At 42.6% G+C, this 22,708-nt stretch carries 18 protein-coding genes and 8 tRNA genes; 3 read left to right on the top strand and 23 right to left on the bottom strand.

What is annotated here, in order from left to right; translation table 11 throughout:
* The first annotated feature begins 283 nt into the window (after window positions 1–283).
* Window positions 284–688 carry a hypothetical protein gene (locus AN619_RS05120; RefSeq protein WP_068555422.1) on the top strand — a complete coding sequence of 135 codons (405 nt, stop codon included), beginning with the start codon at window positions 284–286 and terminating at the stop codon, window positions 686–688.
* 336 nt (window positions 689–1,024) lie between these two features.
* Here AN619_RS05120 and AN619_RS05125 read toward each other — a convergent pair whose 3' ends face one another.
* The 16 genes from AN619_RS05125 to AN619_RS05200 form a co-directional block, all read right to left on the bottom strand.
* Window positions 1,025–3,169, bottom strand: a complete 2,145-nt coding sequence (locus tag AN619_RS05125) for a putative bifunctional diguanylate cyclase/phosphodiesterase (RefSeq protein ID WP_068555424.1) — start codon at window positions 3,167–3,169, stop codon at window positions 1,025–1,027.
* A 354-nt stretch (window positions 3,170–3,523) separates the two neighbouring features.
* Window positions 3,524–3,600: transfer RNA gene (locus tag AN619_RS05130), tRNA-Arg, on the bottom strand.
* A gap of 74 nt (window positions 3,601–3,674) precedes the next feature.
* Window positions 3,675–3,761: transfer RNA gene (locus AN619_RS05135), tRNA-Leu, on the bottom strand.
* Between the two features lie 46 nt (window positions 3,762–3,807).
* Window positions 3,808–3,883, bottom strand: a tRNA-Lys gene (locus tag AN619_RS05140).
* 6 nt (window positions 3,884–3,889) lie between these two features.
* Window positions 3,890–3,965 (bottom strand) — tRNA-Gln (locus AN619_RS05145).
* A gap of 14 nt (window positions 3,966–3,979) precedes the next feature.
* Window positions 3,980–4,055, bottom strand: a tRNA-His gene (locus tag AN619_RS05150).
* Window positions 4,056–4,060: 5 nt separating this feature from the next.
* Window positions 4,061–4,137 (bottom strand) — tRNA-Arg (locus tag AN619_RS05155).
* Between the two features lie 4 nt (window positions 4,138–4,141).
* Window positions 4,142–4,215, bottom strand: a tRNA-Gly gene (locus AN619_RS05160).
* Window positions 4,216–4,218: 3 nt separating this feature from the next.
* Window positions 4,219–4,295: transfer RNA gene (locus AN619_RS05165), tRNA-Pro, on the bottom strand.
* Between the two features lie 224 nt (window positions 4,296–4,519).
* The gene (locus AN619_RS05170) at window positions 4,520–4,993 is read right to left on the bottom strand and encodes a YfcE family phosphodiesterase (protein ID WP_068555426.1); all 474 of its coding nucleotides are present in this window, start codon (window positions 4,991–4,993) and stop codon (window positions 4,520–4,522) included.
* 1 nt (window position 4,994) lies between these two features.
* Entirely contained in the window at window positions 4,995–5,600 is a 606-nt protein-coding gene (locus AN619_RS05175) for an XTP/dITP diphosphatase (RefSeq protein WP_068555428.1), read from the bottom strand.
* Complete coding sequence (gene rph, locus AN619_RS05180) at window positions 5,569–6,366, bottom strand: ribonuclease PH (RefSeq protein ID WP_068555430.1); 798 nt, start codon at window positions 6,364–6,366, stop codon at window positions 5,569–5,571. The genes AN619_RS05175 and rph overlap by 32 nt, the downstream gene beginning before the upstream one ends.
* Before the next feature lie 149 nt (window positions 6,367–6,515).
* Window positions 6,516–7,535, bottom strand: coding sequence for a GerMN domain-containing protein (locus AN619_RS05185; protein WP_068555432.1), 1,020 nt, complete (start codon window positions 7,533–7,535; stop codon window positions 6,516–6,518).
* 80 nt (window positions 7,536–7,615) lie between these two features.
* Window positions 7,616–8,137 (bottom strand): DUF2179 domain-containing protein, encoded by a 522-nt coding sequence (locus AN619_RS05190; protein WP_068555434.1) that lies wholly within the window; start codon window positions 8,135–8,137, stop codon window positions 7,616–7,618.
* A gap of 277 nt (window positions 8,138–8,414) precedes the next feature.
* Entirely contained in the window at window positions 8,415–10,526 is a 2,112-nt protein-coding gene (locus AN619_RS05195; protein ID WP_068555436.1) for an N-acetylmuramoyl-L-alanine amidase, read from the bottom strand.
* Window positions 10,527–10,778: 252 nt separating this feature from the next.
* Window positions 10,779–11,762: an AIR synthase family protein gene (locus AN619_RS05200; protein WP_068555438.1), complete on the bottom strand. Its 984-nt coding sequence runs from the start codon at window positions 11,760–11,762 to the stop codon at window positions 10,779–10,781.
* Window positions 11,763–12,080: 318 nt separating this feature from the next.
* Between AN619_RS05200 and AN619_RS05205 the strand changes: the two genes are divergently transcribed.
* Window positions 12,081–13,658, top strand: coding sequence for a hypothetical protein (locus AN619_RS05205; RefSeq protein ID WP_068555440.1), 1,578 nt, complete (start codon window positions 12,081–12,083; stop codon window positions 13,656–13,658).
* Window positions 13,659–13,697: 39 nt separating this feature from the next.
* On the opposite strand, the gene AN619_RS05210 is transcribed toward AN619_RS05205, so the two are convergent.
* A complete protein-coding gene (locus AN619_RS05210; protein WP_242867332.1) occupies window positions 13,698–14,288 on the bottom strand; it encodes a hypothetical protein in 591 nt (196 codons plus the stop codon).
* Between the two features lie 208 nt (window positions 14,289–14,496).
* Between AN619_RS05210 and AN619_RS15880 the strand changes: the two genes are divergently transcribed.
* A complete protein-coding gene (locus AN619_RS15880) occupies window positions 14,497–14,673 on the top strand; it encodes a hypothetical protein (protein ID WP_157064915.1) in 177 nt (58 codons plus the stop codon).
* Here AN619_RS15880 and AN619_RS05215 read toward each other — a convergent pair.
* From AN619_RS05215 to AN619_RS05240, 6 genes are all read right to left on the bottom strand, one after another.
* Window positions 14,670–16,052 (bottom strand): hypothetical protein, encoded by a 1,383-nt coding sequence (locus AN619_RS05215; protein WP_157064916.1) that lies wholly within the window; start codon window positions 16,050–16,052, stop codon window positions 14,670–14,672. The two genes, AN619_RS15880 and AN619_RS05215, sit on opposite strands and share 4 nt — an antisense overlap.
* A gap of 108 nt (window positions 16,053–16,160) precedes the next feature.
* The gene (locus AN619_RS05220) at window positions 16,161–17,804 is read right to left on the bottom strand and encodes a peptide ABC transporter substrate-binding protein (protein WP_198153244.1); all 1,644 of its coding nucleotides are present in this window, start codon (window positions 17,802–17,804) and stop codon (window positions 16,161–16,163) included.
* Between the two features lie 412 nt (window positions 17,805–18,216).
* Window positions 18,217–19,200: an ABC transporter ATP-binding protein gene (locus tag AN619_RS05225; protein ID WP_068555450.1), complete on the bottom strand. Its 984-nt coding sequence runs from the start codon at window positions 19,198–19,200 to the stop codon at window positions 18,217–18,219.
* Window positions 19,197–20,222, bottom strand: coding sequence for an ABC transporter ATP-binding protein (locus AN619_RS05230; RefSeq protein ID WP_068555451.1), 1,026 nt, complete (start codon window positions 20,220–20,222; stop codon window positions 19,197–19,199). The genes AN619_RS05225 and AN619_RS05230 overlap by 4 nt, the downstream gene beginning before the upstream one ends.
* Window positions 20,223–20,239: 17 nt before the next feature.
* Window positions 20,240–21,166 (bottom strand): ABC transporter permease, encoded by a 927-nt coding sequence (locus AN619_RS05235; RefSeq protein ID WP_278279848.1) that lies wholly within the window; start codon window positions 21,164–21,166, stop codon window positions 20,240–20,242.
* A gap of 14 nt (window positions 21,167–21,180) precedes the next feature.
* Window positions 21,181–22,101: an ABC transporter permease gene (locus AN619_RS05240; RefSeq protein ID WP_068555453.1), complete on the bottom strand. Its 921-nt coding sequence runs from the start codon at window positions 22,099–22,101 to the stop codon at window positions 21,181–21,183.
* Window positions 22,102–22,708: the final 607 nt, after the last annotated feature.

The following is a 22,708-nucleotide window of genomic DNA, read 5'->3' on the forward strand; positions in this document are numbered from 1 at the left end:
TTTAAGTTCATTATATTATTTTTTCTCATCTCTTTGTCCAATATTGGAAAATATTATACCCTGTCATCAAATGATAGAAAAAAGCTATTCACAACAACTGAACATTATCCGCAAGCTATCAGCCTAACAATGCCCTGGCAGCCCTTTGCGGTGAAATCAAAATCTCAAGAGTTCTTTCTCATCCTATTGCTTTTTTTACAGGGTGATATATTATTTTTTGTAGTCGTAGCATCACAAAGTACTTTCGTTTCATATATTATAAGTGAGGAAGGAGGGGGAATTTATGAAGCAGAGTGATCATGGGTGTATCAAGGAAGGATTCTTAGGTGCCGAGATATTGCATTCCAGCACCAAGTGTAAGAAGGGGATTTATCAAGTCATTTTTGCCGGAGCGGAAAAGATTCATTGTAGGGATCAATGGAAAATAAACTTTATTTTCAGTTTTGTATGTCCCTCTGACAAGGGCCAGGACGTTGGCTGTCAGGCAGCATCCAGTGCCAATATGCAGGTAGTGGTTGCCCCCGGAGAAAGCATCAGATTTGAACGGTATTTAGGCATTCTGAAAAAAGAAACCATAGAATACGGTATTGAGGATTACGGATTGTGTGAGCGTTTTTTCCCCGTACGCTCCATAAAATTCCTTGAAATTGAAACCGATTTTATACGATATGAAATTCATTGCATCTAAAATATGGCAATCGACCATAGCCTCTCACCCTTTGAAAACCATAAAAATATAAGGTACAAGCCCTCCAGTCATTTCTCCCCATTTTTTTCTATTTCTTGATGTAACTCAAAAATCTCATTGCAAAAATTATCCATTACATCTATTTTGTATCAGATATGCATACGATTATCTACCTACCCTCGTGCCTTTCTTCTTCTTTTTCCCTATCAGTATTGGCACCGTCGATGCAGTAGGACTTCTTATCATCTCTTTCGGGAAAGAATTAAGGATCAAAAAAAGGGAAAAACAGGATAATCTTAGTAAAGTAATTTCCCCTGTTCCATTGCTTTTAAAGTGTTATGGGACCAATACCAAAGAATTTTCTCCGGCCAAGAGCTTCTCTATTTCATCTGCCGGCAGAGGTCTGCTGAAAAGATATCCCTGGGCTTTATCACAACTCTGATTCTGCAGAAAAATACGCTGTTCATCAGTCTCGATGCCTTCTGCCGTTACAATGAGATTCATGCTATGGGCCAATGCAATCAATGACTTTGCAATGGCTTCCTCATTGGATCCTTGCGTAATGTCATTCACAAAACTTTTGTCAATTTTCAATGTATGGATAGGCAGCTGCTTTAGATAATTCAAAGAGGAATATCCTGTACCAAAGTCATCCAGTGCAATTTTAATGCCCAAATCCCTGAGCCTATGCAAAATTTTGATGGTATGCTCCAAATCTTTCATGGCCAGACTCTCGGTGATTTCCAATTCCAACCACTGGGGCTTTAGATGATACTCCTGCAGAATCCCTTGAATTATCTCCACAAGGTCCTGCTGCTGAAATTGACGGGCCGATAAGTTTACCGCCACGCAAAGAGGGGGATATCCGGCATCCTGCCACTTCTTGTTTTGCCTGCAGGCCGTTCGCAGTACCCATTCACCAATAGGCATGATCAGGCCTGTTTCCTCTGCAATAGGAATAAACTTGTTGGGAGGTACCGCCCCCATCGTGGGATGGATCCATCTCACCAAGGCCTCCACCCCCACCATCTTGCCCCTTTGCAAATCAATTTGCGGTTGATAGTAGACGGACAATTCATTGCGTTCCAAGGCCCGCCTTAAACTATTGCTCATCTCTAATTTTTCCACAATCCTCTGATTCATATCGGTGGTGTAAAACCGATAATTGTTTTTTCCGCATTCCTTTGCACTGTACATGGCTGTATCGGCATTTTTAAACAGTGCATGGCTGTCTTTACCATCCTCTGGGTAAATGGTGATCCCGATACTAGTGGTAATATAAAATTCCCGGTCGTCTACAATCCATGGATTTTGAAAAGATTTTAGAATATTTTCCACCATCGATACAACTTCTCCTCGATTCAATACCCTGGGCAATAGGATGGCAAATTCATCTCCTCCCAAACGGGTAACAATTCCCTTCTCTTCCAGCCGTCTCTCCAGTGAATTCCCTACATTCTTGAGCAACAAATCTCCGAAAGCATGGCCTAAGGTATCATTGACCGTTTTAAAATTATCTAAATCCAAATAAATCAATGCTGTCATTTCTTCGGTCCCATCTGCTTCCTTCAAAGCCCTTGCCAGATGTTCTTCAAATATGGCACGATTAGGAAGCCCTGTAAGGCTGTCATAGTATGCCAGTTGATAGATTTTTTCTGCCGCCATCTTTTGGTCTGTAATGTCTTTATGGGAACCTACCATCCGAATGGGTTTTCCATCGGCATCCCAAATAGCCTTTCCCCTGCTCAATATCCACCTGTATTCTCCTGATTTTGCCCTAAGCCGGTATTCCTTTTCATAAAAGGGAACTTTTCTGTTTAAATATGCCTGGATTGCATCCATGGTCTCTTTTATATCTTCAGGATGAACCAATCCCTTCCAGCCCTCCAAGGTATTTTCAATCTCATGGTCCTTATATCCCAACATTTCTTTTGTTCTTGTGAAGATAAAACAATTGGTCTGGGCCATATCATGGTCCCAAATGCCGTCACTGGTTCCTTCCAAGGCTAACCGGTAGCGTTCCTCGCTGATTCTCAACGCCTCTTCACTTTTTTGCAGTGCCTGATATTTTTCTTGCAAGTCTTCTTCTGTGGCGACCAGCTCCTCATGGATTGCTTCCAGTTCTTCATAGCTTTGCAACAACTTTTGACTCCAATATTCTCCTTTTTTGAAGCTCCTGCTGATAAGGAAATACAGCATGGTTCCGGTAGTTACTAGAAAAAACCACCCTTTGATTATGCTGAATCGTATCATAGTTTTGGGATCTTGAGCAATCATTTGCAGCAACTGATCAGAAAATAAAATCCACAATCCCCCTACAACTAAATAGACGCACATAATTTTAAAAGCCCTGACTTTCCCTTGAAAAGGCCTATTGAGAATTAAAAATCTATCTGTATTCCAAAAACTCTTTTTACTCGAGAGGATTTCCGGATGATTCTTATTTCCAATTTTCATCTTAAACACCTTTCCATCAATCATTCAAGAACATCTTCTTCATAAAAAAATATCCTAAAGCACGAAAGCTTTTTAATAGATCCTTGTAATCAATTATTTATTTGTATTATATAGCATTTTGCTACAATATTCTACAAAAAATTCCATATTTCTGCAATCCCTTAATTTTAAATTTCTATAACAGCTCCTGATCAGAGCAGGAAGGCTTTTTCTAAAAAAATTAAACCTCTCAAGGCTGTGAGTTGAAATATCTGCATTGAGACTTTGGTAAAACACATGACAGGAAGTATGGCTTATCCACAATTTATGAAAGTACATAATTCCCTAATGCATAATGAAAAAACCTTTGAAAACATTCGTGTTTTCAAAGGTTTTATTTGGTGCGCCCTGAGGGACTCGAACCCCCGACCAACTGGTTCGAAGCCAGCGACTCTATCCGACTGAGCTAAGGGCGCATGATCTATCTCCAGCATATCATAAAGGAATAGTTTCCACAATATGCTAAACAGTTTCTTTCTTTTCAATAAAATGGTGCGGATGAAGGGATTCGAACCCCCACAGCCTTGCGACTACTAGAACCTGAATCTAGCGCGTCTGCCAATTCCGCCACATCCGCACGAATCTGCCCATTGGGAGTGAAAAGTTAGGTATTACCCCTAAATTGGTGACCCATCCGCGGCTCGAACGCGGGACACCTTGATTAAAAGTCAAGTGCTCTACCTACTGAGCTAATGGGTCATGGAATGGCTGGGGTAGCTGGACTCGAACCAACGAATGCCAGAGTCAAAGTCTGGTGCCTTACCGACTTGGCGATACCCCAACGCCTGCCTAAACTGGGGTGGATGATGGGATTCGAACCCACGAATGCAGGAGCCACAATCCTGTGTCTTAACCGCTTGACTACATCCACCGTACTGGTGAGCCCACAGGGATTCGAACCCCGGACACACGGCTTAGAAGGCCGTTGCTCTATCCAGCTGAGCTATGGACCCACATTGGAGCGGACGAAGGGAATCGAACCCTCGCGATCAGCTTGGAAGGCTGAAGTTCTACCATTAAACTACGTCCGCAAATGGTCGGGGTGGCAGGATTTGAACCCGCGGCCCTCTGGTCCCAAACCAGATGCGCTACCAAGCTGCGCTACACCCCGAACTGACAAAGATTAGTATACCCCATTTCAAACGTCCCGTCAAAGCCCACCACATCCAATTTATAAGGGTAAAAACCTGTTATAACGAATCTCCTTTGATATGATGATTTTTTCAATTCATATCTGGGTATTTCATCATGATCCCATATTTTACTATTCTATTATGTGTATTTTTTCCGTTTCTTATACCTGGCCCATCATTTTTGTCCAAGTATACCTATCTTTTAGATCTCTATGATATCACCATTGATTTCCGGGCCATAGATATCAATCAACCCGTAGGATGATCTGGCTCCACCCCTTGGTTGGCTGATACTGCCAGGATTAAAAATCAGTACATCCCCCCAGGCAATACGCAGAGGTACATGGGTATGACCATAGAGGACAATGTTGCAACCCAACTCCAATGCACGATAATACAACCGGTTTAAATCCCGCTTCACATCATATTGGTGCCCATGGATCATATATATTTTGTGTCCCTCTATCTCCCGGATGATTTCTTCTTCTCCCTCCCTGTAGAAATCACAATTGCCCTTTACACCGATCAAGGGTACCCCAATTCTTTCCCTTAATTTCATTCCGTCCTCATAATAATCTCCCAGATGAACCAATAAATCGACCTTTCCCATTTGCTTTATTGCTCTTTCCGCTGTCCGAATCGCTCCATGGGTATCGCTGATAACACCTAGCCTCACCCTATATTCCTCCCATGATTTTCTTTAGTTCTTCCTTCAGTTTCTCTAGGGCCCTTGCCCGATGACTAATTCTATTTTTGATATTGGCACCCAATTCTCCAAAGGTTTTGTTATATTCCGGAACAATAAACAACGGATCATAACCAAAGCCGTGATTGCCCTTTTCTTCAAATCCAATGATTCCTTCGCATTCTCCCCGGACACTAAATTCCCTCCCATCAGGAAAAGCTACGGATATGACCGATACAAAGCGGGCAGTCCTTTTCTCCAAAGGTATATTTTCAAGCATCCGTAAAAGTTTTTCATTGTTGCTTTTATCCCTAGCCCCTTCCCCGGAAAACCTGGCAGAGTACACTCCCGGTTGATTATCCAGGGCATCTACTTCCAATCCGGAATCATCCGCCATGGCAATACTGCCTGTCAAACCCATAACTTCCTTGGCTTTTTTCATGGAATTTTCTTCGAAGGTTTTTCCATCCTCTATAATCTCCAGGTGTTCCAGCCCCACCTCATCCATGGATTTGATCTCCAAAGGAAATTCTTTTAATATGGCCTTTATCTCCTCTACTTTGTGCTTATTCTTCGATGCAATCACTACACGCCCCATGATCTGCTCCCCCTGTTTCTTCCTGTAGTTTGCCAATGAGATCTCCTATCTCGCCCAAAGCCTCTTTTTGTATTTGAATCAATGCTTCATTTCCCTTTTCTCCCAATGCCAGCAGTATCATCAAATCCTGCCTGCTGAAGGGTGACTCTTCTCCTGTTCCTTGGACCTCAATAAATTCTTTATGGTCTGTCATAACAATATTCATGTCTACCTTTGCTTTGGAATCCTCTTCATAGCATAGATCCAGTACGGGGTTTCCGTCCACAATTCCTACGCTTACGGCTGCCACATAATTTCTGATAGGCAGTTTGCCGATTTGCTTTTCCTCGTACAACCTGTGCAAAGCCATGACTAAGGCCACAAAGGAGCCTGTGATCGAGGCCGTTCTGGTACCTCCGTCTGCCTGAATCACATCACAGTCTATCCAGACAGTTCTCTCCCCCAAATCTTTCAAATTTACCACGGACCGTAAAGCACGGCCAATCAACCTTTGTATCTCCTGGGTCCTTCCTTCCAACTTTCCCTTGCTGGCTTCCCTAGGCTTTCTTATTTGGGTAGATCTGGGCAACATGGAATATTCCGCCGTCACCCAGCCGCTGCCTGTCCCCTTTAGAAAGGGAGGCACTTTATCTTCGATAGAAGCTGTACAGATTACTTTGGTGTTTCCCATTTCAATCAGTACAGATCCTTCTGCATATGCCAAATAGTCCTTCGTTATTCGAACAGGTCTTAAAGCATCTGCTTTTCTCCCATCAACACGTATCATTCCTATTCTTCCTCTCTCTTTTGATTTACTATACCATATTGTACCATATATTTGAGCAGATTACATCTTTGATTATTCTCTCCCTCTCCAGTGGAATTTATAAATTCTCCGCAAGAAGAAATCCAGCGGGATCCCACTGGATTTTGAATCTAATATTGATTTGCAAAGGTAGGCACCGCTACAGCCTCTTCCTTCCTCACCTTGCCTAATTCCACTTCCTTGCCGTTTGCAAGGATTTTTACCGCCGTCACATCCTTGTACTGTTCCCTGAGGGTTAAAGCAATGGATTTTATCACACTTTCCGCTGTTTCTGCACTGTCCTTGATCTTTAGTATTTCCTCGTTAAAGTTGACATAGGCTACGGCATTATTCATGTCGACGCTGATCACCTTTGTTCCCTTGGGAATCTGTGTATATAAACCGGACCCCTCCGGCGGACCTTCAACTAATGCATCCAGAGCATCAATGGCGTTTACCCCAAGACTGTCTTTTTTATCCACAGCCTTTGTCACAGGTACAAAATAGGTCTCCAGTCCATTGGTTGTTCCCTCATAATATACTACTACCTTATCCTTGCTGGGGACAGCGCTGACATAGTTGATGTTGTCCCTTGTAATGGGCTTTCCTACCTCCGTACCAAAAGGAAGCTTCTTCTGGATTTTTCCGTCAATCATCAACTGAACACGATCAATGGTTACAAATTCGGTCAGTGTATAAACAACGGCTTTCACCAAAGATTCTTCCTCTGCCTTTGTAGCATAATTTAAGAAATCCGATGAAAAATCTACTTTACATAAACCATTATCAATGTCCATTCCCCTGATTTCTGTATTTGCCGGAATTACGGGGATCAAGCCGATACTTTCCATATCCTTCCGGTTGGCCGGATTATCCACTAGAGATGCCAATGTAGCCTTTGCAATTCCTTCCGTCCACGGAATCTTTCTCATCACAGGAATTAAAAATCCCTTATCGTCCTTATAATACAACACTGTATCTCTAAGCTGCACATCCCCTTGGGCACTGGGATCATTTTCAATGATATTCGAAGCAGCCTTGTCTTCATCATCAAATAAGTTTTTAACCATGCGAATGGGGTTTGTGCACCCCGCAAGGCTTATCATCATGCATAGTACTAAAAATAATGCAATAAAGCAGTTGCGTTTCATTGATTAACCCCCCAACGAATCATCTTTAATAAAATTATATTAGTCAAGGGGTAATCCTATGTCTAAAACAATAAATTTCCCTATTTTCTTTTCAACCGCTGCATGTATCCTCCCCGGATACTCTTTGTATCCATCACGGTAATAAAAGCATCTTTGTCAAATTCCTCCATGATTTCGTGAAATTTAGGCAGCATATTTCGCTTCAATGCAATATGAAGTATTTGTTTTACACCATTTTTCCCATAGCCTGGGATTACCGTAACGCCAAAGCCTTCCCCCCGCAGGAGCTCCACCAGCTGACTTTCATCTTCCTTCGTAATTACCTGAACCGTGGCGTCACCCAATGCCATTTTTTGCTCGATAAAAATTCCCACAATCTGGCCTGTACCAAATCCTAGGGAATAGGCAATCAAATTTCCCAAGTTATCCAACTGACCCATAATTTTCGTAAGAACTGTAATATAAATAAACACCTCTATACAACCCAAACAAGCAGCTTGTATCTTTTTTCCCCTTACCATCAGCAGTGTCCTCACTACCGAAATCGATACATCCACAATTCTTGCCGAGAAGATCAGCAGATAACCGAATATTAACTCCATAATTTCCCTCCTCTTTTTCTATACAGTAATATATTATCATATCCACCCAAAAGATGCATAAATTTTTATAGGTTATACTTCCTGCCAGTCGATGGCTGATGGCTACGGCTACGGGCTAGTAGATTTAACTGTTAACTGTTAACTGGTAATGGCTCATTGGTAACTGGCAGCTGGCAACTGGAGAAAATCAACACAGACTTGAGCAGGAATCCAAGTTTCAAGGGTTTGAGTACAAACTAAGATGCCATAGGATCATCCCTTATGGCATCTTTTGTGGCTATCGCTTGAGTACTACCTCATCAAAATATCTGGTAATGCCGCGGAAGAGGGCTTGGGCTATTTTTTGACGATAATTTTCCGTCGCTACCATTGCCTCTTCTGTTTCGTTGGAAATAAAGGCCATTTCTGCCAATACTGCAGGCATCTTTGTCTCCCGGATAACAACCAACTTAGGCCGCTCAATAATTTTTCTATCCACCGCCTGCAACTCCTTGAGGGCCTCTTCTTGCATTATGGCTGCAAATGTTTTATTATCTCTGGCAGGGTTATCCCCATTATAAAGCATTTGCACCCCTGTGATATTGGGATCGGGATGCCAATTGAAATGTACGCTGACAAAGGCATCGGCATTTAAGCTGTTCGCTATTTCCGCCCTTTCGTACAATCCAATATATGTATCATCCGTTCTTGTCAAGAATGTGGCGAATCCTGCATCCTGCAGCATCTTATCCAATCTTTTCACCACATCCAAAGCCAGATCCTTTTCCTTCAACTGCAGCTTCACCCCTTGGGCTCCCGGATCTTTTCCTCCATGCCCTGCATCCAATACGATAATCTTATTGCTGTATTTGGAACCTTGAAGGGTAGGATTTTCAAACCTGATCACAATTTGTTCCGTCATCTCGTCCCTGTTCTGGACTGTATAAACAGCCCCCGGTGCCAATTTGACCTTAACGGCATAATACTGGCTATCTCTTTGATCATCTATTTGTATAGATTCCACAACATTGTCCGAAACATTCAAGGAAGTCGCCGGCCATTGCACCTTGCTCTTTAATACTTCCACCACAAGTTCTCTTCCGCTGCTATCAGCACTGACATAGAATCTTCCCCTTTCTTGAAGGGTAAGATTCAGAATGGATTTGCCAAAGGCCTCCTTGTGGTAATCAAATCCCTGCAACGGCTTGTCGTTGATATAAATGAGAATATCTTTATTTTCACTTTCTATGAGAATATCCTCCATGCGCTGTCCTTCTTCTAGATCCAGCACAACTCTTACAATTTTATCCTCCGGCTTATAGTTATGATCCGGCGTGAAGGGAGCTGTTCGAATCCTCGTCACACCCCCCCGTGATACGGGAATCTCTGTCTTCGATGTTTTCAACTGTGCATTCAAAACATCAATCACTACCCTGTTTCCCAAATTAATCACGTTATATACGGGGACATCATCGGTGCGTATCACAATAGCATCTGCATTGTTGCGCTTCTCCATATTGATTTCTTTTACCGTATTCAAAGGACTGAAAACATCTATCTTGATTTCGTCGGCAGCAGCATCAAAGCTTGCATTAAAATTCTTTTTCCTATCCAAATCAATCACAAACCGTATGATATTTCTGGGTGCCGGCTCAAACACGGAAGCACGAATGGCACTAATGTCGTTAACACCGATAGGTTTTCGTATCAATCCACTGCCCTCTACAATCATAGAAGAATCCTGCACAGCCAATTCGGCACTTGGTATATCGATGACAATTCGGTCCTTTCCTCCGATCTTGCTGCCCTCTAAGTACATGGAAGTGAAATTCACTATGCCCGTTGTTTTCAATCGGATTTGTGAATTGCCGCTTCCCTTGCTTTCATATGTAATATTCGTAATCCCTTGCTTTGGAAAGTCTACCGTTGCCGTTCTGGTTTCCGATATCCAGTTTACATTCATTCCAAGCTGTTCTGAAACAAACCTTAAAGGCACCATCGTTCTAAAATTTCCCCTATACCCCAGCAGTTTTGCCGGGACATTATCAGGAAGAGTTATTTTCTTCCCATTTACATAAGCTGTAGCACTATCAATTTTGAGAACAACGGTTTTGTCCTTGGTTGTAATGGTAGCTTTGTACTCCTTCTGATTCCATTCAATTTTGGCCCCTAAGCTTTCCACCACAAAGGCAATGGGGACCAGGGTACGGTTTTTGTAGAGCATTGTGGGTACATCGGTTATAACATCTCGTCCACCCATGAGCAAATTTGCAACATATACTTCTTGCTTCTTACCCGTTGGTCCGTCCACCACTTCAATGGTATCGCTCTCCATTTTCGCACCGTAGACAGCAGCCGGCATCCCAATGACCATGGTGATGATCAGCAAAAACGATATGAATCTTTTCATCTTTACGTCCCCCTATTTAAAATAGCCTGCCTCCCCTTGTCGAAATGAATTATAGGATTTTTCAATGCATTTTCGACATGAATTTTGTGGTACCTTATGCATGTGGAAAACTTTCTTCACTTTCGACAAAATTATTTTTCCTACTCTTATTTATATCACTAGCGAAAAATTTATGTCAACCTAGTTTATCGATTTGTAACCGAGATGTAATATCTGTAATAACAAAAATAACAAAAACGGCTGATGCCGTTTCTATACTACCTTGTATAATTCATCACTCTCCGGTGGCATTATCTCAATTTTTTGATTTCCCTCCACCAAATACCTGCCTTCCCGAATAATTTCTCCAATGACGCTGACCTCTATTCCTTTCTCTGTCAATGATTGAACCAATCCATCTACCTTCTCCCACCCGATGGTCATCAGCATACAGCCGCTGGATATCAGCCTTAGGGGATCAATATTAAAAAATCTGCAGATTTTCACAGTTTCCGGTGCAATTTTGATTCGCTCTTTGTAAAGAACAACGCCTACCTTGGAAGCTTCGCACATCTCCCAAACTGCTCCCAACACGCCTCCTTCCGTAATGTCATGCATGCTGGAGACCCCCATCTCTCCTCCTATCACCCCTTCAGGAACCACACTAATTTTGTCCATCATGCCCTTGGCCTGCTCCACCATTTCCTCTCCCATGTACGCCTTCAACCTGTTTTCATGTTCATGGGCAATAATGGCAGTCCCCTCCAACCCTGCCGTTTTCGTCATCAACACACAGTCTGCCACCCGGGCCCCCTTCGTGGAAACCACTTTATTTTTTACCTGTCTGCCAATGGCCGTAGAAGATACCACGATGCGATTTACTGCCGTAGTAATTTCTGTATGTCCTCCAATGATCTCTACATTCAATTTTGCAGCTTCTTTTCCCGCTTGCCGCATAATCTCCTCGATTTCAGCAGCAGTGGTGCCCTCCGGCGCCATGATCGTCAGCATGAGCCCCAAAGGTTCTACTCCATTGGATGCCACATCATTGCAGGAAATATGTACTGCCAGCCTGCCCACTTCCTTGGCCGTGCCCGTGATAGGGTCCGTAGACAGTATACACGCATCATTGCCAAAATCTACAACAGCACAATCTTCCCCTACTCCCGGCCGAACCAAAACTTCTTCCCTACGGCAAGTGATATGTTGAAACACAATCTTCTGCAGCAGCTCCGTATCCAGTTTTCCTACCTTCATTCTTTCATCCCCATTCATACCGTATTTGCACTATATTCATTATACCTTACTATCTTTTATCTTTGTAGATTTAAGTAAGTTTTCTATCTTCTCTGCATATCTATAATTATACAGAAAAACAAGGCTAAAACTTGATCGATGTCTTCGTGAAGATCATCTTTTTATGCAGCAAATGTTTTATTGCCAGTTACCAGTCATCAGTCACCAGTACTGGGAGCTGGCAACTGGCAACTGGCAACGAACTGCTATTGAAAAAATATAACTTTTTGCAGTAAATTCAATTTTAAAGTTATAAATCTATACAAGGTGGTGAAGTAAATGATTTTTGACTTCCCCATGGGAGGCTTTGAGACCCCAACCATGGAAAATACCCGCAAGCAAGCCCTGCTGTACTTTTTTACCAATGTATATGCCCTTTCTCTATTGTCGGGTATGGGCATACCGGCAAACTTTTCCGAGGAAATATACACCAACCTGCATAAACTGCTCTCTGCAGATTCCCCCTTACACGAGGAATCCCCCGGAGATCCTATGGACTTTGATTATAAAATTTTTCCCTTGCGGGCTGTCTATACCCAGGGCCATCCCGCCATCGCAGTTCTTTCTGATCATTTTTTGTCCGAAAAAAAAGATTTTCGCTGGGATAAGGGAAAACTGAAGAAAAATATTCAACCTGCCGATCAGGCGCTCCTCATCCATGGTGAAGTAAAATTAGCCGAATATCTATACCATCGAAGTTTACTGGATCCTAAAGAAACATCCACGCCCCGGGAAAAATATATCGGCCTTCTATTGCTTCATAGTGCCATTGAGCAGGGAGAATTTTGCCATGCCTATTTAAGAAACAGCCAAGGTTTTTTTGTAAAAAAGAAAGATAAATCGAAACACCATGACCATATCTTTTTAAAGACAAAGGACGAACATATCCGTTGGTTAGACCAAATCCATATGATGCATGCCTACGGAGGATTATATCAAGTCCTTCAGGATCAGGACCGCTATCCCAGATATTATGATCACGAGCAGGCACTATATTTCTGTGATTGGTCCATGCAAATACTCCATGTCCTTCTGCACCAGGAAGAACATATGTACAATCTAAAAACAAAGGAACTGGCAGAAGCAATTCCCCTCATCATCCATACAGCCCGTATGCTTGGCAAAAATGCAGAAATGGAGCCTTTTGTTATAAAATTATGTGCCGAAGTATGTTCCAGAGAACTGGAAGGGGGTAAACTTTCCAGGGAAAGATATGGATCGAAAGTCAGTTCGCTGGCCACCCATGGCAGGGCCTTGAAAGCCCTTGTAGAAGGATATAAATTTACCCAGCTAGATCATTTCTATGGAGCAGCCAAAAAAATTTACCGGTATATCAACAGCCGATGGGATCGAGAAATCAATCTCTTTACCCACAACGCACGAAAAAAATTAAAATACTCTGCCAAAGACATCGGTTCCTTGATCGGCGCTCTACATAGTCTGCTTTCTATAGAAACACACCCCAACAATATTGATCTGTTGGAAAAGCAACTATGTGCCTTCTTCCATTCGGCCATTAATATTTCAGGCATTCAGATTGCTCCGCCTGTTATCGCAGAAATTCCCAATATGCGAAGCATCAAAGAATTAGATCCTCTCGCGGCAGAACTCTTTTGCCATGATGAGCAAAGCTGTGTCTTTTTGAAAGAATTCAAGATTTATCCAAAAAAAGATAAAATCTATCTCCACAGGGATCAATATGAAGCCCATCATGCCCTCTATGCTGCTTTAGAACTGTCTGCCCTCACTAATATGGAACAGCTCCCAACAAAGAATATGCAAAAAATCGATCCTCCAGTATGGGAAGTAGGGAAGACCATAGACGATATTGAGATTATTGAATTAAAAGAAGAATAGCGGAGAAGCCAATCTCCGCTAAAATTTATATGCAAACCCCTAGCAGAATCTTTGTTTCCATGATTTCACATCCATCATCCGGTGGTCTGAGATAATGTAGCGGATCTCAATGTCTTCCGGTGGAATAGCGTGTTGTATGAGCACCTCCGCATCATATCCTTCCTGCAGGTCATATCGATAGATTTGATTATCCATAAAGCTTAACGAGGTCTCCCAGTATTTTGTCAACAGGGCTTTCCCTTCTGTTGCCAGATATTTTTTGCAGCCGCAGAACTCATCCATCTCTTGCAACACAAAAGGCTCGTAAATTTCATTGGCACAGTTTTCATTGGCCACCCAACAGCGTTTGGGATCGATTCTTACGGCCAAGATTGCCGTATGGGAATGAAATTGATGGCTTTCAGGATAATTCAGACTTGCAAAGATTGCTTTTCTTCTAATAACCCAATCGGGTATTTTTTTTGTTTTGTGGGCATCAATAATCTTATGAAATTCATAATATTTGGTTTCATAGGTAGCTTTGTCATCATATCGAATTCCTTCCGTCAATACTTGTTTCAAATCATTCAGACTGACGATATGGTAAACGACTCCTGTTTTTTTATATTCAGGAAAAATCATAGGATCCATCACCTCCATGTAATCTTTTGAAGGTTATTCTCTCTTTATAGATTATGGAATGATCATGTATCCTATACTACTTTCACCTATGGGAAAATATTTTCTTCATCCTTGAAATACCTACAACGGATCACGTATCTTTTCTGGCCTGCTTATACATTTTTTACATAGCATGAATTCAATTTTGATACAGATACTAATGATAGGAGGCGATCAGATGATGAATATTAACTGTGCTCTGAACTGTTGTTTTCAAAACGATGGAAAATGCGCACTAACCCATATCATATTTGCATCTTCCTCTCCCCATCCGGAATGTGTATATTTTCGACCAAAGGATGAATTTCATGGGAGGACACCATTGCAAAATCGTTCCCGCCTGTACGGGTATTAAATAAAGAATATGGCTGCAATGGTTGTGACAACCAATCCCGTTGCCACGGGAATAAAATTTCTCCTTGCCAAATCCATAGGGAGAACCCCGCAGATGGCTGCAGCAGGAATCAGTCCCCAAGGTACAATGGTTCCGCCGCCAACCCAAATGGCGCCAATTTGCCCCAATGCTGCCAAGACAGGAATGCTTCCATTCACAGCCGTACCAAATACCTTGGCCATGGATCCTGCCAAGGACATTCCTGAAAAACCTGATCCATCTAAACCCGTGATGGCACCTACTGTCATTTCTATGGCAGCTGCCACAGGCCGATTCATAGGTGCGATAGAAGCTAAAGCCATGCCCATATCCGATAAAATTCCCTGGGAACCTGACGGCAGCACACCTTCCCCCAATACAGCCTGTATCGGTGCAACTTCTCCCATGTAAAAGAAAGCAGCAATGGGAAGAATAGGTCCGAAGATTTCCATACCGAACATAAATCCTTCCCGCACATATTTTGTGATTTTATCCAATGCATCTCCTTGAAATTCTACGATACTGATGACCAGCATCAGCAAAGTAGCTGTCCCACCGATAAGAGATGTAGCATCTCCTCCTCTTAGTTCAAATAAAAACATAGCAACAATATCCAATAGGAATGCACATGGTACCAAAATAGCTGCAAATTTGGCAATTTTCCTTGTTTCCTTGCCTTCTTCCATGAAAAAGTCTTCCATTGTAGACTTCTCCAATTTTCCCTTTTTCATATCCCTTCTCAGCATCCCGTAGGCTGTTACCACAGTGACCAGGCCCATGATAAAAAACAACGATATTCCCTTGATCATCACAGATTCCACCGGAACACCTGCAGCCGTAGCCGTAATGGTAGGTGCTCCCTGAATGACGAAATCAGTAGATAAGGCGATGCCGTGGCCAAACAAATTCATCGCCATGGCAACACCCATGGCCGGCAAACCTACCCTTAAGGCAACGGGAAGCAAAACGGCCCCTACCAAAGCTGTAGCCGGCGATGGCCAAAAAAACCATGATACCAACAGCATGACAATGCCAATAAACCAAAAAGCAATGTCCGGTGTCTTAATAAATCTTTTGAAAGGCATCACCATCCATCGATTTGCTCCGATTTCCTCCAATAGTTTAGACATGGCTACGATGCAGGAAATCACAACAATAATACCCAATAACTCCGTACCTGCCACAATCAAAGCATCAAATACTGCCTTTGTAGCCCCCAGCATTGTTTTTTTTGCAGCGAATCCTAGCAAAAATACTCCAAGAATACACGGTATGATCGTATCCTTTCGCATAATCATCACGGACAAAATCACCAGAACCATGATGAAATAGATCCAATGGAGTACCGTTAACTGCACCATACCAAAACCTCCTTTTTTATGACTTATCATCATCTTATGCAGAAAAGGAGGTTTCCGTGACAAAAGGATGGCATCAGAAGATACCATCCTTTTTGTCTTCATTCCTTATTATTTTCTGTCAACAGCTGTTACATTACCAAAATACCAGTGTCCTAAAGCTGTTTTTTCCCAACCTTTTACGTATTCTTTCACCATCACAGGGTCAGTGTAGTAGTAGATCGGCATTACGATCATTTCATCCATCATCATTTGCTGGGCTTTATACAATAAGTCGAATCTTTCCTTGCCGGTAGCCTTCTTGGATGCTTCAATGATCTTGTCATATTCCGGATTCTTCCATTGAGCATCATTGTTGCCAGAGTAGGAAGTCCAAAGATCCAACATGGTCATCGGGTCAGCATAGTCTCCCAGCCAACCGGCTCTGGCAATGACAAAGTTTCCTTGATGTCTTGTATCCTGGAATACCGCCCATTCTTGGTTTTGAAGCTTCACGTTGATGCCCAGGTTTTGCTTCCACATTTCTTGGATAGCTTCTGCAATGGCCTTATGTCCTTCACTGGTGTTGTAAAGAATTTCTAACTCTGGGAATCCTTTACCATCCGGATATCCGGCTTCAGCCAACAGCTTCTTGGCTTCTTCCACCTTCGCAGCATTTGGATCAATGCCGTAGTCGCCAGCTACATCATGGAAATCTCTACCGTCCGCATCCTTTAATCCCGGAGGTGTAAATCCTGTGGCAGGAATTTGTCCGGCCTTCGTTACCTTCTCTACAATAGCCTTTCTGTCAATGGCCAATGCAAGAGCTTTTCTCACTCTCACGTCATTTACAGGAGGCTTTGTTACATTAAAGATATAGTAATAAGTTCCAATAGTAGGTAAAATCTTAAAAGTAGGATCTTCTGCCTGAAGTCTTGGAATTTCTTGGCTTGGCATGCTATCAATGATATCCAGCTCGCCGGCTTCATAGGCAGTCAACATGGTTGATTCTTCAACGATCATAGTAGCAACGATCTTATCCAGCTTCACATTGGCAGCATTCCAGTATTCCGGATTTTTTTCAAGGATAATCCTGTCGCCCATTTTGTATTCTGTTAACTTAAATGGTCCGTTGCAGATGGCTGTTGCCGGATTTTTGGCCCAGCCTTCCGGATCCTTCTCCACTACATCCTTTCGAACAGGCATGTAAGTGTAGAATGTAGTTAAATCTAAGAAATAAGGCGTGGGTGCTTCCAGTGTAACTTCTAATGTCTTGTCATCGATCACCTTAATCCCGATATCTTCAATTTTGCCCGTTCCTTCATTGTATGCCTGTGCTCCCTTAATGTAGTACATTTGGAAAGCATACTCAGAAGCCACGGCAGGATCTAACGCTCTCTTCCAAGCATATTCGAAATCCTGGGCCTTCACAGGTTGTCCGTCTGACCATTTGGCATCTCTTAAATGGAAAGTATACACCAATCCATCATCAGAAACATCTACTTTTTCAGCCATGGCATTTGTCAGTTTGCCATTGATTTCTCTCATCATGCCTTCAAAAGTATTGTTGATTACATAACCGCCGTCAGATGCACTGTTTAATTGCGGGTCAATTGTCTTCGGGTCTGCACCCAGGTTCCAGTTCAATACCATGGGCTCTTGCTTCTCAGCAGGTGTTTCACCGGTTTGGGCCGGTGCCTTCGGTCCGCAACCCACAAGGCCTGCTGTCAGAGCCAGTGTTAAAACCAGTAATAATGCCAAACTTTTTTTCAACAATGAAATCCCCTCCCAGTTTAATCATGTTTTTTCATCATCTATTTCATTTTACAATGAAACCTGTTTGTCCTCCTTGCCGATCACCTCCTTAAAGTATTTGTTACATATTTATTTTAATTTTTTTTAAAAAATGTCCACGATTCTATGACTATCTCGTAATGATATTGAATAGTCTGAATTATTTCTATAAAAAAAATTTTCGGTATACATCTTTATTACTATTCGACACAGGAAAATGAAATCCTGCTAAAGAATATTTTTATATAAAAATTTTTGTAAATATTCCTTTGAGAACATTATATTCTCCCGTTTACTTTTTCATCCTTCTTTTAGATAAAATTTATCATCGGGGGGCAATATGCCCATGGCCATATCCCCCCCTGTATGATACTGTTCTGGCAATCTGTTTTCCCTACAGCAAGTGACAAGCTGCCATATGTCCTCCCCCTACATCCTTCATCGGCGGCTCTACCTCTGCACACTTTGGCATAGCATAGGGACATCTTGTTCGAAATCTGCAGCCTGAAGGGGGATTCAACGGGCTGGGTACGTCGCCCTCCAGTATAATCCTTTTCTTAGCCTTTGATATATCCGGATCGGGAATGGGTATAGAAGATAGTAAGGCTTTGGTATAGGGATGGGCCGGATGCTGGTACAATTCCTCGCTATCGGCAATTTCCACCAGCTTCCCTAAATACATTACCCCTACACGATCGGATATATGTCTTACCATAGATAAATCATGGGCGATAAACAAATAAGTTAATCCCAACTCTGCCTGCAGGTCTTCCAACATATTGACAACCTGGGCCTGAATAGACACATCCAGGGCAGATATAGGCTCATCACATATGATAAATTCCGGTCTTACGGCCAATGCCCTTGCGATGCCGATCCTTTGTCTTTGCCCCCCGCTGAATTCGTGGGGGTACCTTACAGCATGGTCCGGATTCAATCCTACCTTTGCCAGCAATTCATGGATAATTTCCAATCGTTCCTTTCCCGAGGCCAGACCGTGGATATCCAAGGCTTCACCGATGATGTCCCCTACCGTCATTCGCGTATTCAAAGAAGCATAGGGATCTTGGAAAATCATCTGTATTCTTTTTCTGAAAGGATGAAGCTCCTTTTCGTTCATGTGTCCAATTTCAGCATTGCCAAAGACAACCTCTCCGTCGGTGGGTTTATAGAGTCTGATAATGGTCCTTCCCGTAGTGGATTTCCCGCAACCGGACTCTCCCACCAATCCTAGGGTTTCCCCTTTTCTGATGAAAAAGCTCACATCGTCCACTGCCTTCACATATTGGGTATGACCACCGAAAAAACCCTTTCGAATGGGGAAATACTTCTTCAAATTTTTTACTTCTATCAATATCTCGTTATTCTTTTTGCTCATTCTGTTCTCCCCCTTTGTACCCCTGTGTCAACTTCCACCCGTGGGGCCCGCTCGTCTAAAAGCCAGCACATGGAACGATGTTTTTCGTCAACGGAATAGTATGGAGGGATGTGTTCCATGCAGACCTTCATGGCATATGGACATCGAGCCGCAAAGGGACATCCCTTGGGAGGCTTCAATAAATCCGGAGGCGTTCCTTCAATGGGGATCAAACGCTTCTTTCCTCCCAGATCCAATCTTGGAATAGATTTTAATAATCCCCAGGTATAGGGATGCTTGGGATTATAGAAAATATCCTCTGTAGCGCCTTCTTCCATAATCAAGCCGCCGTACATTACGATAATCCTGCTGCAAACATCGGCCACAACCCCAAGATCGTGGGTAATCAAAATAATGGAGGTATTGATTTTCTCCTTCAAATCTTTCATCAATTCAAGGATTTGGGCCTGAATGGTAACGTCCAGTGCCGTAGTAGGCTCATCGGCAATCAACAGGCTGGGCTCGCAGGAGAGAGCCATGGCGATCATGGCTCTTTGCCGCATGCCGCCGCTGAATTCATGGGGATAGTTATCAACCCGTTTCTCCGGCGAAGGAATACCTACCAGCCGAAGCATTTCGATGGCTTTTTCCTTTGCTTGGCTTTTGCTCAAGTCCTGATGCCTGATGATAGCCTCCATGATTTGGTTTCCAATAGTATACACAGGATTTAAAGAAGTCATAGGATCTTGAAAAATCATGGCAATTTCGTTCCCTCGAATTGCCTGCATCTCTTTTTCCGATTTTTTTGCTAAGTCTTGGCCTCTAAAAAGAATCTCTCCGCCTACGATCTTGCCCGGAAACTGCAGCAGCCTCATCACCGATAGGGAGGTAACACTTTTGCCGCTGCCGGATTCTCCTACGATTCCTATGGCTTCCCCTTTATCTAAATTAAAACTTACCCCTCTGATGGCCTTTACCTCTCCTACATGGGTAAAGAAGGAAGTTTTAAGATCTTTCACCTCTAATAATTTTTCATTTTTCATATTTCGTCACCCCTTTTCTACTTACGCAAGCGCGGGTCAAGGGCATCTCTTAAGCCGTCGCCCAAGAAGTTAAATGCCAGCATGGTGATACAAATGGCTGCTGCCGGGAAAAACAACTGATAGGGATAGGATCTCAAACCTCCCAGAGCATCGGAAGCCAGAGAACCCCAAGAAGCCATCGGTGCGGAAACGCCTAAGCCGATAAAGCTTAGAAAGGATTCCGTAAAAATTGCTCCGGGAATCATCATGGTCGCCGTTACGATAATGGGACCCATGGCATTGGGAATCAAATGCCTGACCAATATTCTCCAAGTGCTTGCCCCTAAAGTCCGAGCCGCCAGTACATATTCCTGCTCCTTTAAGCTGAGGATCTGACCCCTTACAATTCGGGCCATGCTTACCCAATATATGGTTCCAAGGGTGATAATAATACTTTTTAAACCTGTTCCAATGACAACCATTAGAATAATCGCATATAATACCAGTGGAACGGTATAAATAATATCTACGATACGCATCATGATATTATCGACTCTTCCCCCTGCATATCCGGCAATGCCGCCGTAAAGTACACCGATGAAAAAATTCACAATCGTCGCTACTACAGCGACCAACAGGGAAATACGGGCACCATACAAAACTCTTATATACAAATCTCTGCCATGCCCATCCGTACCAAACCAATGCTCCGCGCTGGGTCTTTGATTTGCCTTTGTCAAATCCTGATCAGAGTAGGTGATGGAAGACAGCCACGGCCCTACAATTGCAACGGTAAATAGAGCAATAATGACAATCAAGCCCAACATGGCCGTTTTGTTTTGCTTTAATCTTCTCCATGCATCCTGCCAGTAAGTCATGCTGGGTCGTACGATTTTTTCCTTATCCCGCTCTTCCATGGGTACCGGCTGCCACATATCTGCCGCCATCTTATTCATCTCAGTCATTTTGCAACCCCCTTTTATTCGCCAACTTTAATTCTTGGATCAATAAAACCATATAAAATATCTACGATAAGTACCATGATGACAAGGAATAATGCATAAAATACCGTCATCCCCATCAATACCGTATAGTCACGGTTGCCGACACTTTCCACGAAGTGCTTGCCCATGCCGGGAATGGCAAAGATCCTTTCTACCACAAAGGAACCCGTAAGAATTCCTGCAATCAATGGCCCCACATAGGTTACCACAGGGATAAGGGCATTTTTCAATGCATGCTTTCCAATGACCACAAACTCCGACAACCCCTTTGCTCTGGCAGTACGAATATAATCCTGCTGCAGCACTTCCAGCATACTGGATCTCGTCAGCCTTGCAACAAAGGCAAGGGAATATCCGCTCAATGCAATCACAGGCAATACATAGTGCTTCCAGCTTTTTATACCAAAAGAGGGAAACCAGCCGAGCTTGGCACTGAATACATAAATCAATATGGTTGCCAGAACGAAACTGGGAATCGTCACACCCAGGGTTGCCAGGAAGCGTACCAGTTGATCCTCCCATTTATTATTCTTCAAAGCCGATATAATACCGGCAGGGATGCCCAGAACAAGAATCACCAATATGGCCAATCCCCCCACTTTGGCGGAAACGGGAAATCCTTCTCTGATCATATCATTTACGGTTACCCCTACCTTTTGGAAGGATGGCCCCAATTCAAGCCGCATCACACCGCCTATATAATCCGTATACTGTCTCCATAAGGGTTGGTCTAATTTGTATTTTGCCTCCAACGCTTTGATCACAGCCGGAGGTAATGCCTTTTCCCGTGTAAATGGTCCGCCGGGTATTGCATGCATGAGTAAGAACGTTAATGTAATCACAAGCCATAAGGTGATAATCATGGATACTATCCTATTTAGCAGAAATCTGCCCACAAAACTCACACTCCCTTTATAAATTTACGTATGATTGCTCTAGAACTTCAGAAAAATAATCTTCTCACACCTCCATCCATAGTTTTTTTCAATAAATGAAACAAAAAAAATAAAATATCCCTTGCATGATTTTCTTATTTTAGAATATTTTAAAATTTATTTGTTCTTTATTCCTTTTACTTTATAATAGCTGAATTTTCTTAACAATTCAACAAATTTGCCTTCCTATGGAATTTAAATATTTGTAACATTTCTATTAAGCCTTGAAATTCCAAAGCATCTATTTGATTCATCTATTTCTTCCCTGTGCTGCATATCCGTAAGATTTTTCGTGCAAATGGCTGTTCTTGTCTTTACCTTTGCGGAAACAGCCTACCATCTGATGTTTTCAATGTCCCCATAAAAGTTTTTTACGTCCAATAGATAAGGTGCTTTCTGCAAGTTTTCATTCTGAAATTTCTTTTTTTGAAAAAATTTTCAATCGAGTAGGAGGTAGATAATTAATTTATCTACCGTCCTCTCACACCACCGGACATACGGTCCCGTATCCGGCGGTTCATCAGGATTAATATCACATAGAAAGCCTTTTAGTTAGAGTAGTGAATCC

Origin of the sequence: Thermotalea metallivorans (genome assembly GCF_001562415.1) — a bacterium.
Taxonomy (GTDB): Bacteria; Bacillota; Clostridia; order Peptostreptococcales; family Thermotaleaceae; genus Thermotalea; species Thermotalea metallivorans.

Coding starts and splice junctions, on each gene's coding strand:
- AN619_RS05120 (WP_068555422.1), top strand. CDS start 284: ATGAAGCAGAGTGATCATGGGTGTATCAAGGAAGGATTCTTAGGTGCC.
- AN619_RS05125 (WP_068555424.1), bottom strand. CDS start 3,169: ATGATTGATGGAAAGGTGTTTAAGATGAAAATTGGAAATAAGAATCAT.
- AN619_RS05175 (WP_068555428.1), bottom strand. CDS start 5,600: ATGGGGCGTGTAGTGATTGCATCGAAGAATAAGCACAAAGTAGAGGAG.
- rph (WP_068555430.1), bottom strand. CDS start 6,366: ATGATACGTGTTGATGGGAGAAAAGCAGATGCTTTAAGACCTGTTCGA.
- AN619_RS05185 (WP_068555432.1), bottom strand. CDS start 7,535: ATGAAACGCAACTGCTTTATTGCATTATTTTTAGTACTATGCATGATG.
- AN619_RS05190 (WP_068555434.1), bottom strand. CDS start 8,137: ATGGAGTTAATATTCGGTTATCTGCTGATCTTCTCGGCAAGAATTGTG.
- AN619_RS05195 (WP_068555436.1), bottom strand. CDS start 10,526: ATGAAAAGATTCATATCGTTTTTGCTGATCATCACCATGGTCATTGGG.
- AN619_RS05200 (WP_068555438.1), bottom strand. CDS start 11,762: ATGAAGGTAGGAAAACTGGATACGGAGCTGCTGCAGAAGATTGTGTTT.
- AN619_RS05205 (WP_068555440.1), top strand. CDS start 12,081: ATGATTTTTGACTTCCCCATGGGAGGCTTTGAGACCCCAACCATGGAA.
- AN619_RS05210 (WP_242867332.1), bottom strand. CDS start 14,288: ATGGATCCTATGATTTTTCCTGAATATAAAAAAACAGGAGTCGTTTAC.
- AN619_RS15880 (WP_157064915.1), top strand. CDS start 14,497: ATGATGAATATTAACTGTGCTCTGAACTGTTGTTTTCAAAACGATGGA.
- AN619_RS05215 (WP_157064916.1), bottom strand. CDS start 16,052: ATGGTGCAGTTAACGGTACTCCATTGGATCTATTTCATCATGGTTCTG.
- AN619_RS05225 (WP_068555450.1), bottom strand. CDS start 19,200: ATGAGCAAAAAGAATAACGAGATATTGATAGAAGTAAAAAATTTGAAG.
- AN619_RS05230 (WP_068555451.1), bottom strand. CDS start 20,222: ATGAAAAATGAAAAATTATTAGAGGTGAAAGATCTTAAAACTTCCTTC.
- AN619_RS05235 (WP_278279848.1), bottom strand. CDS start 21,166: ATGACTGAGATGAATAAGATGGCGGCAGATATGTGGCAGCCGGTACCC.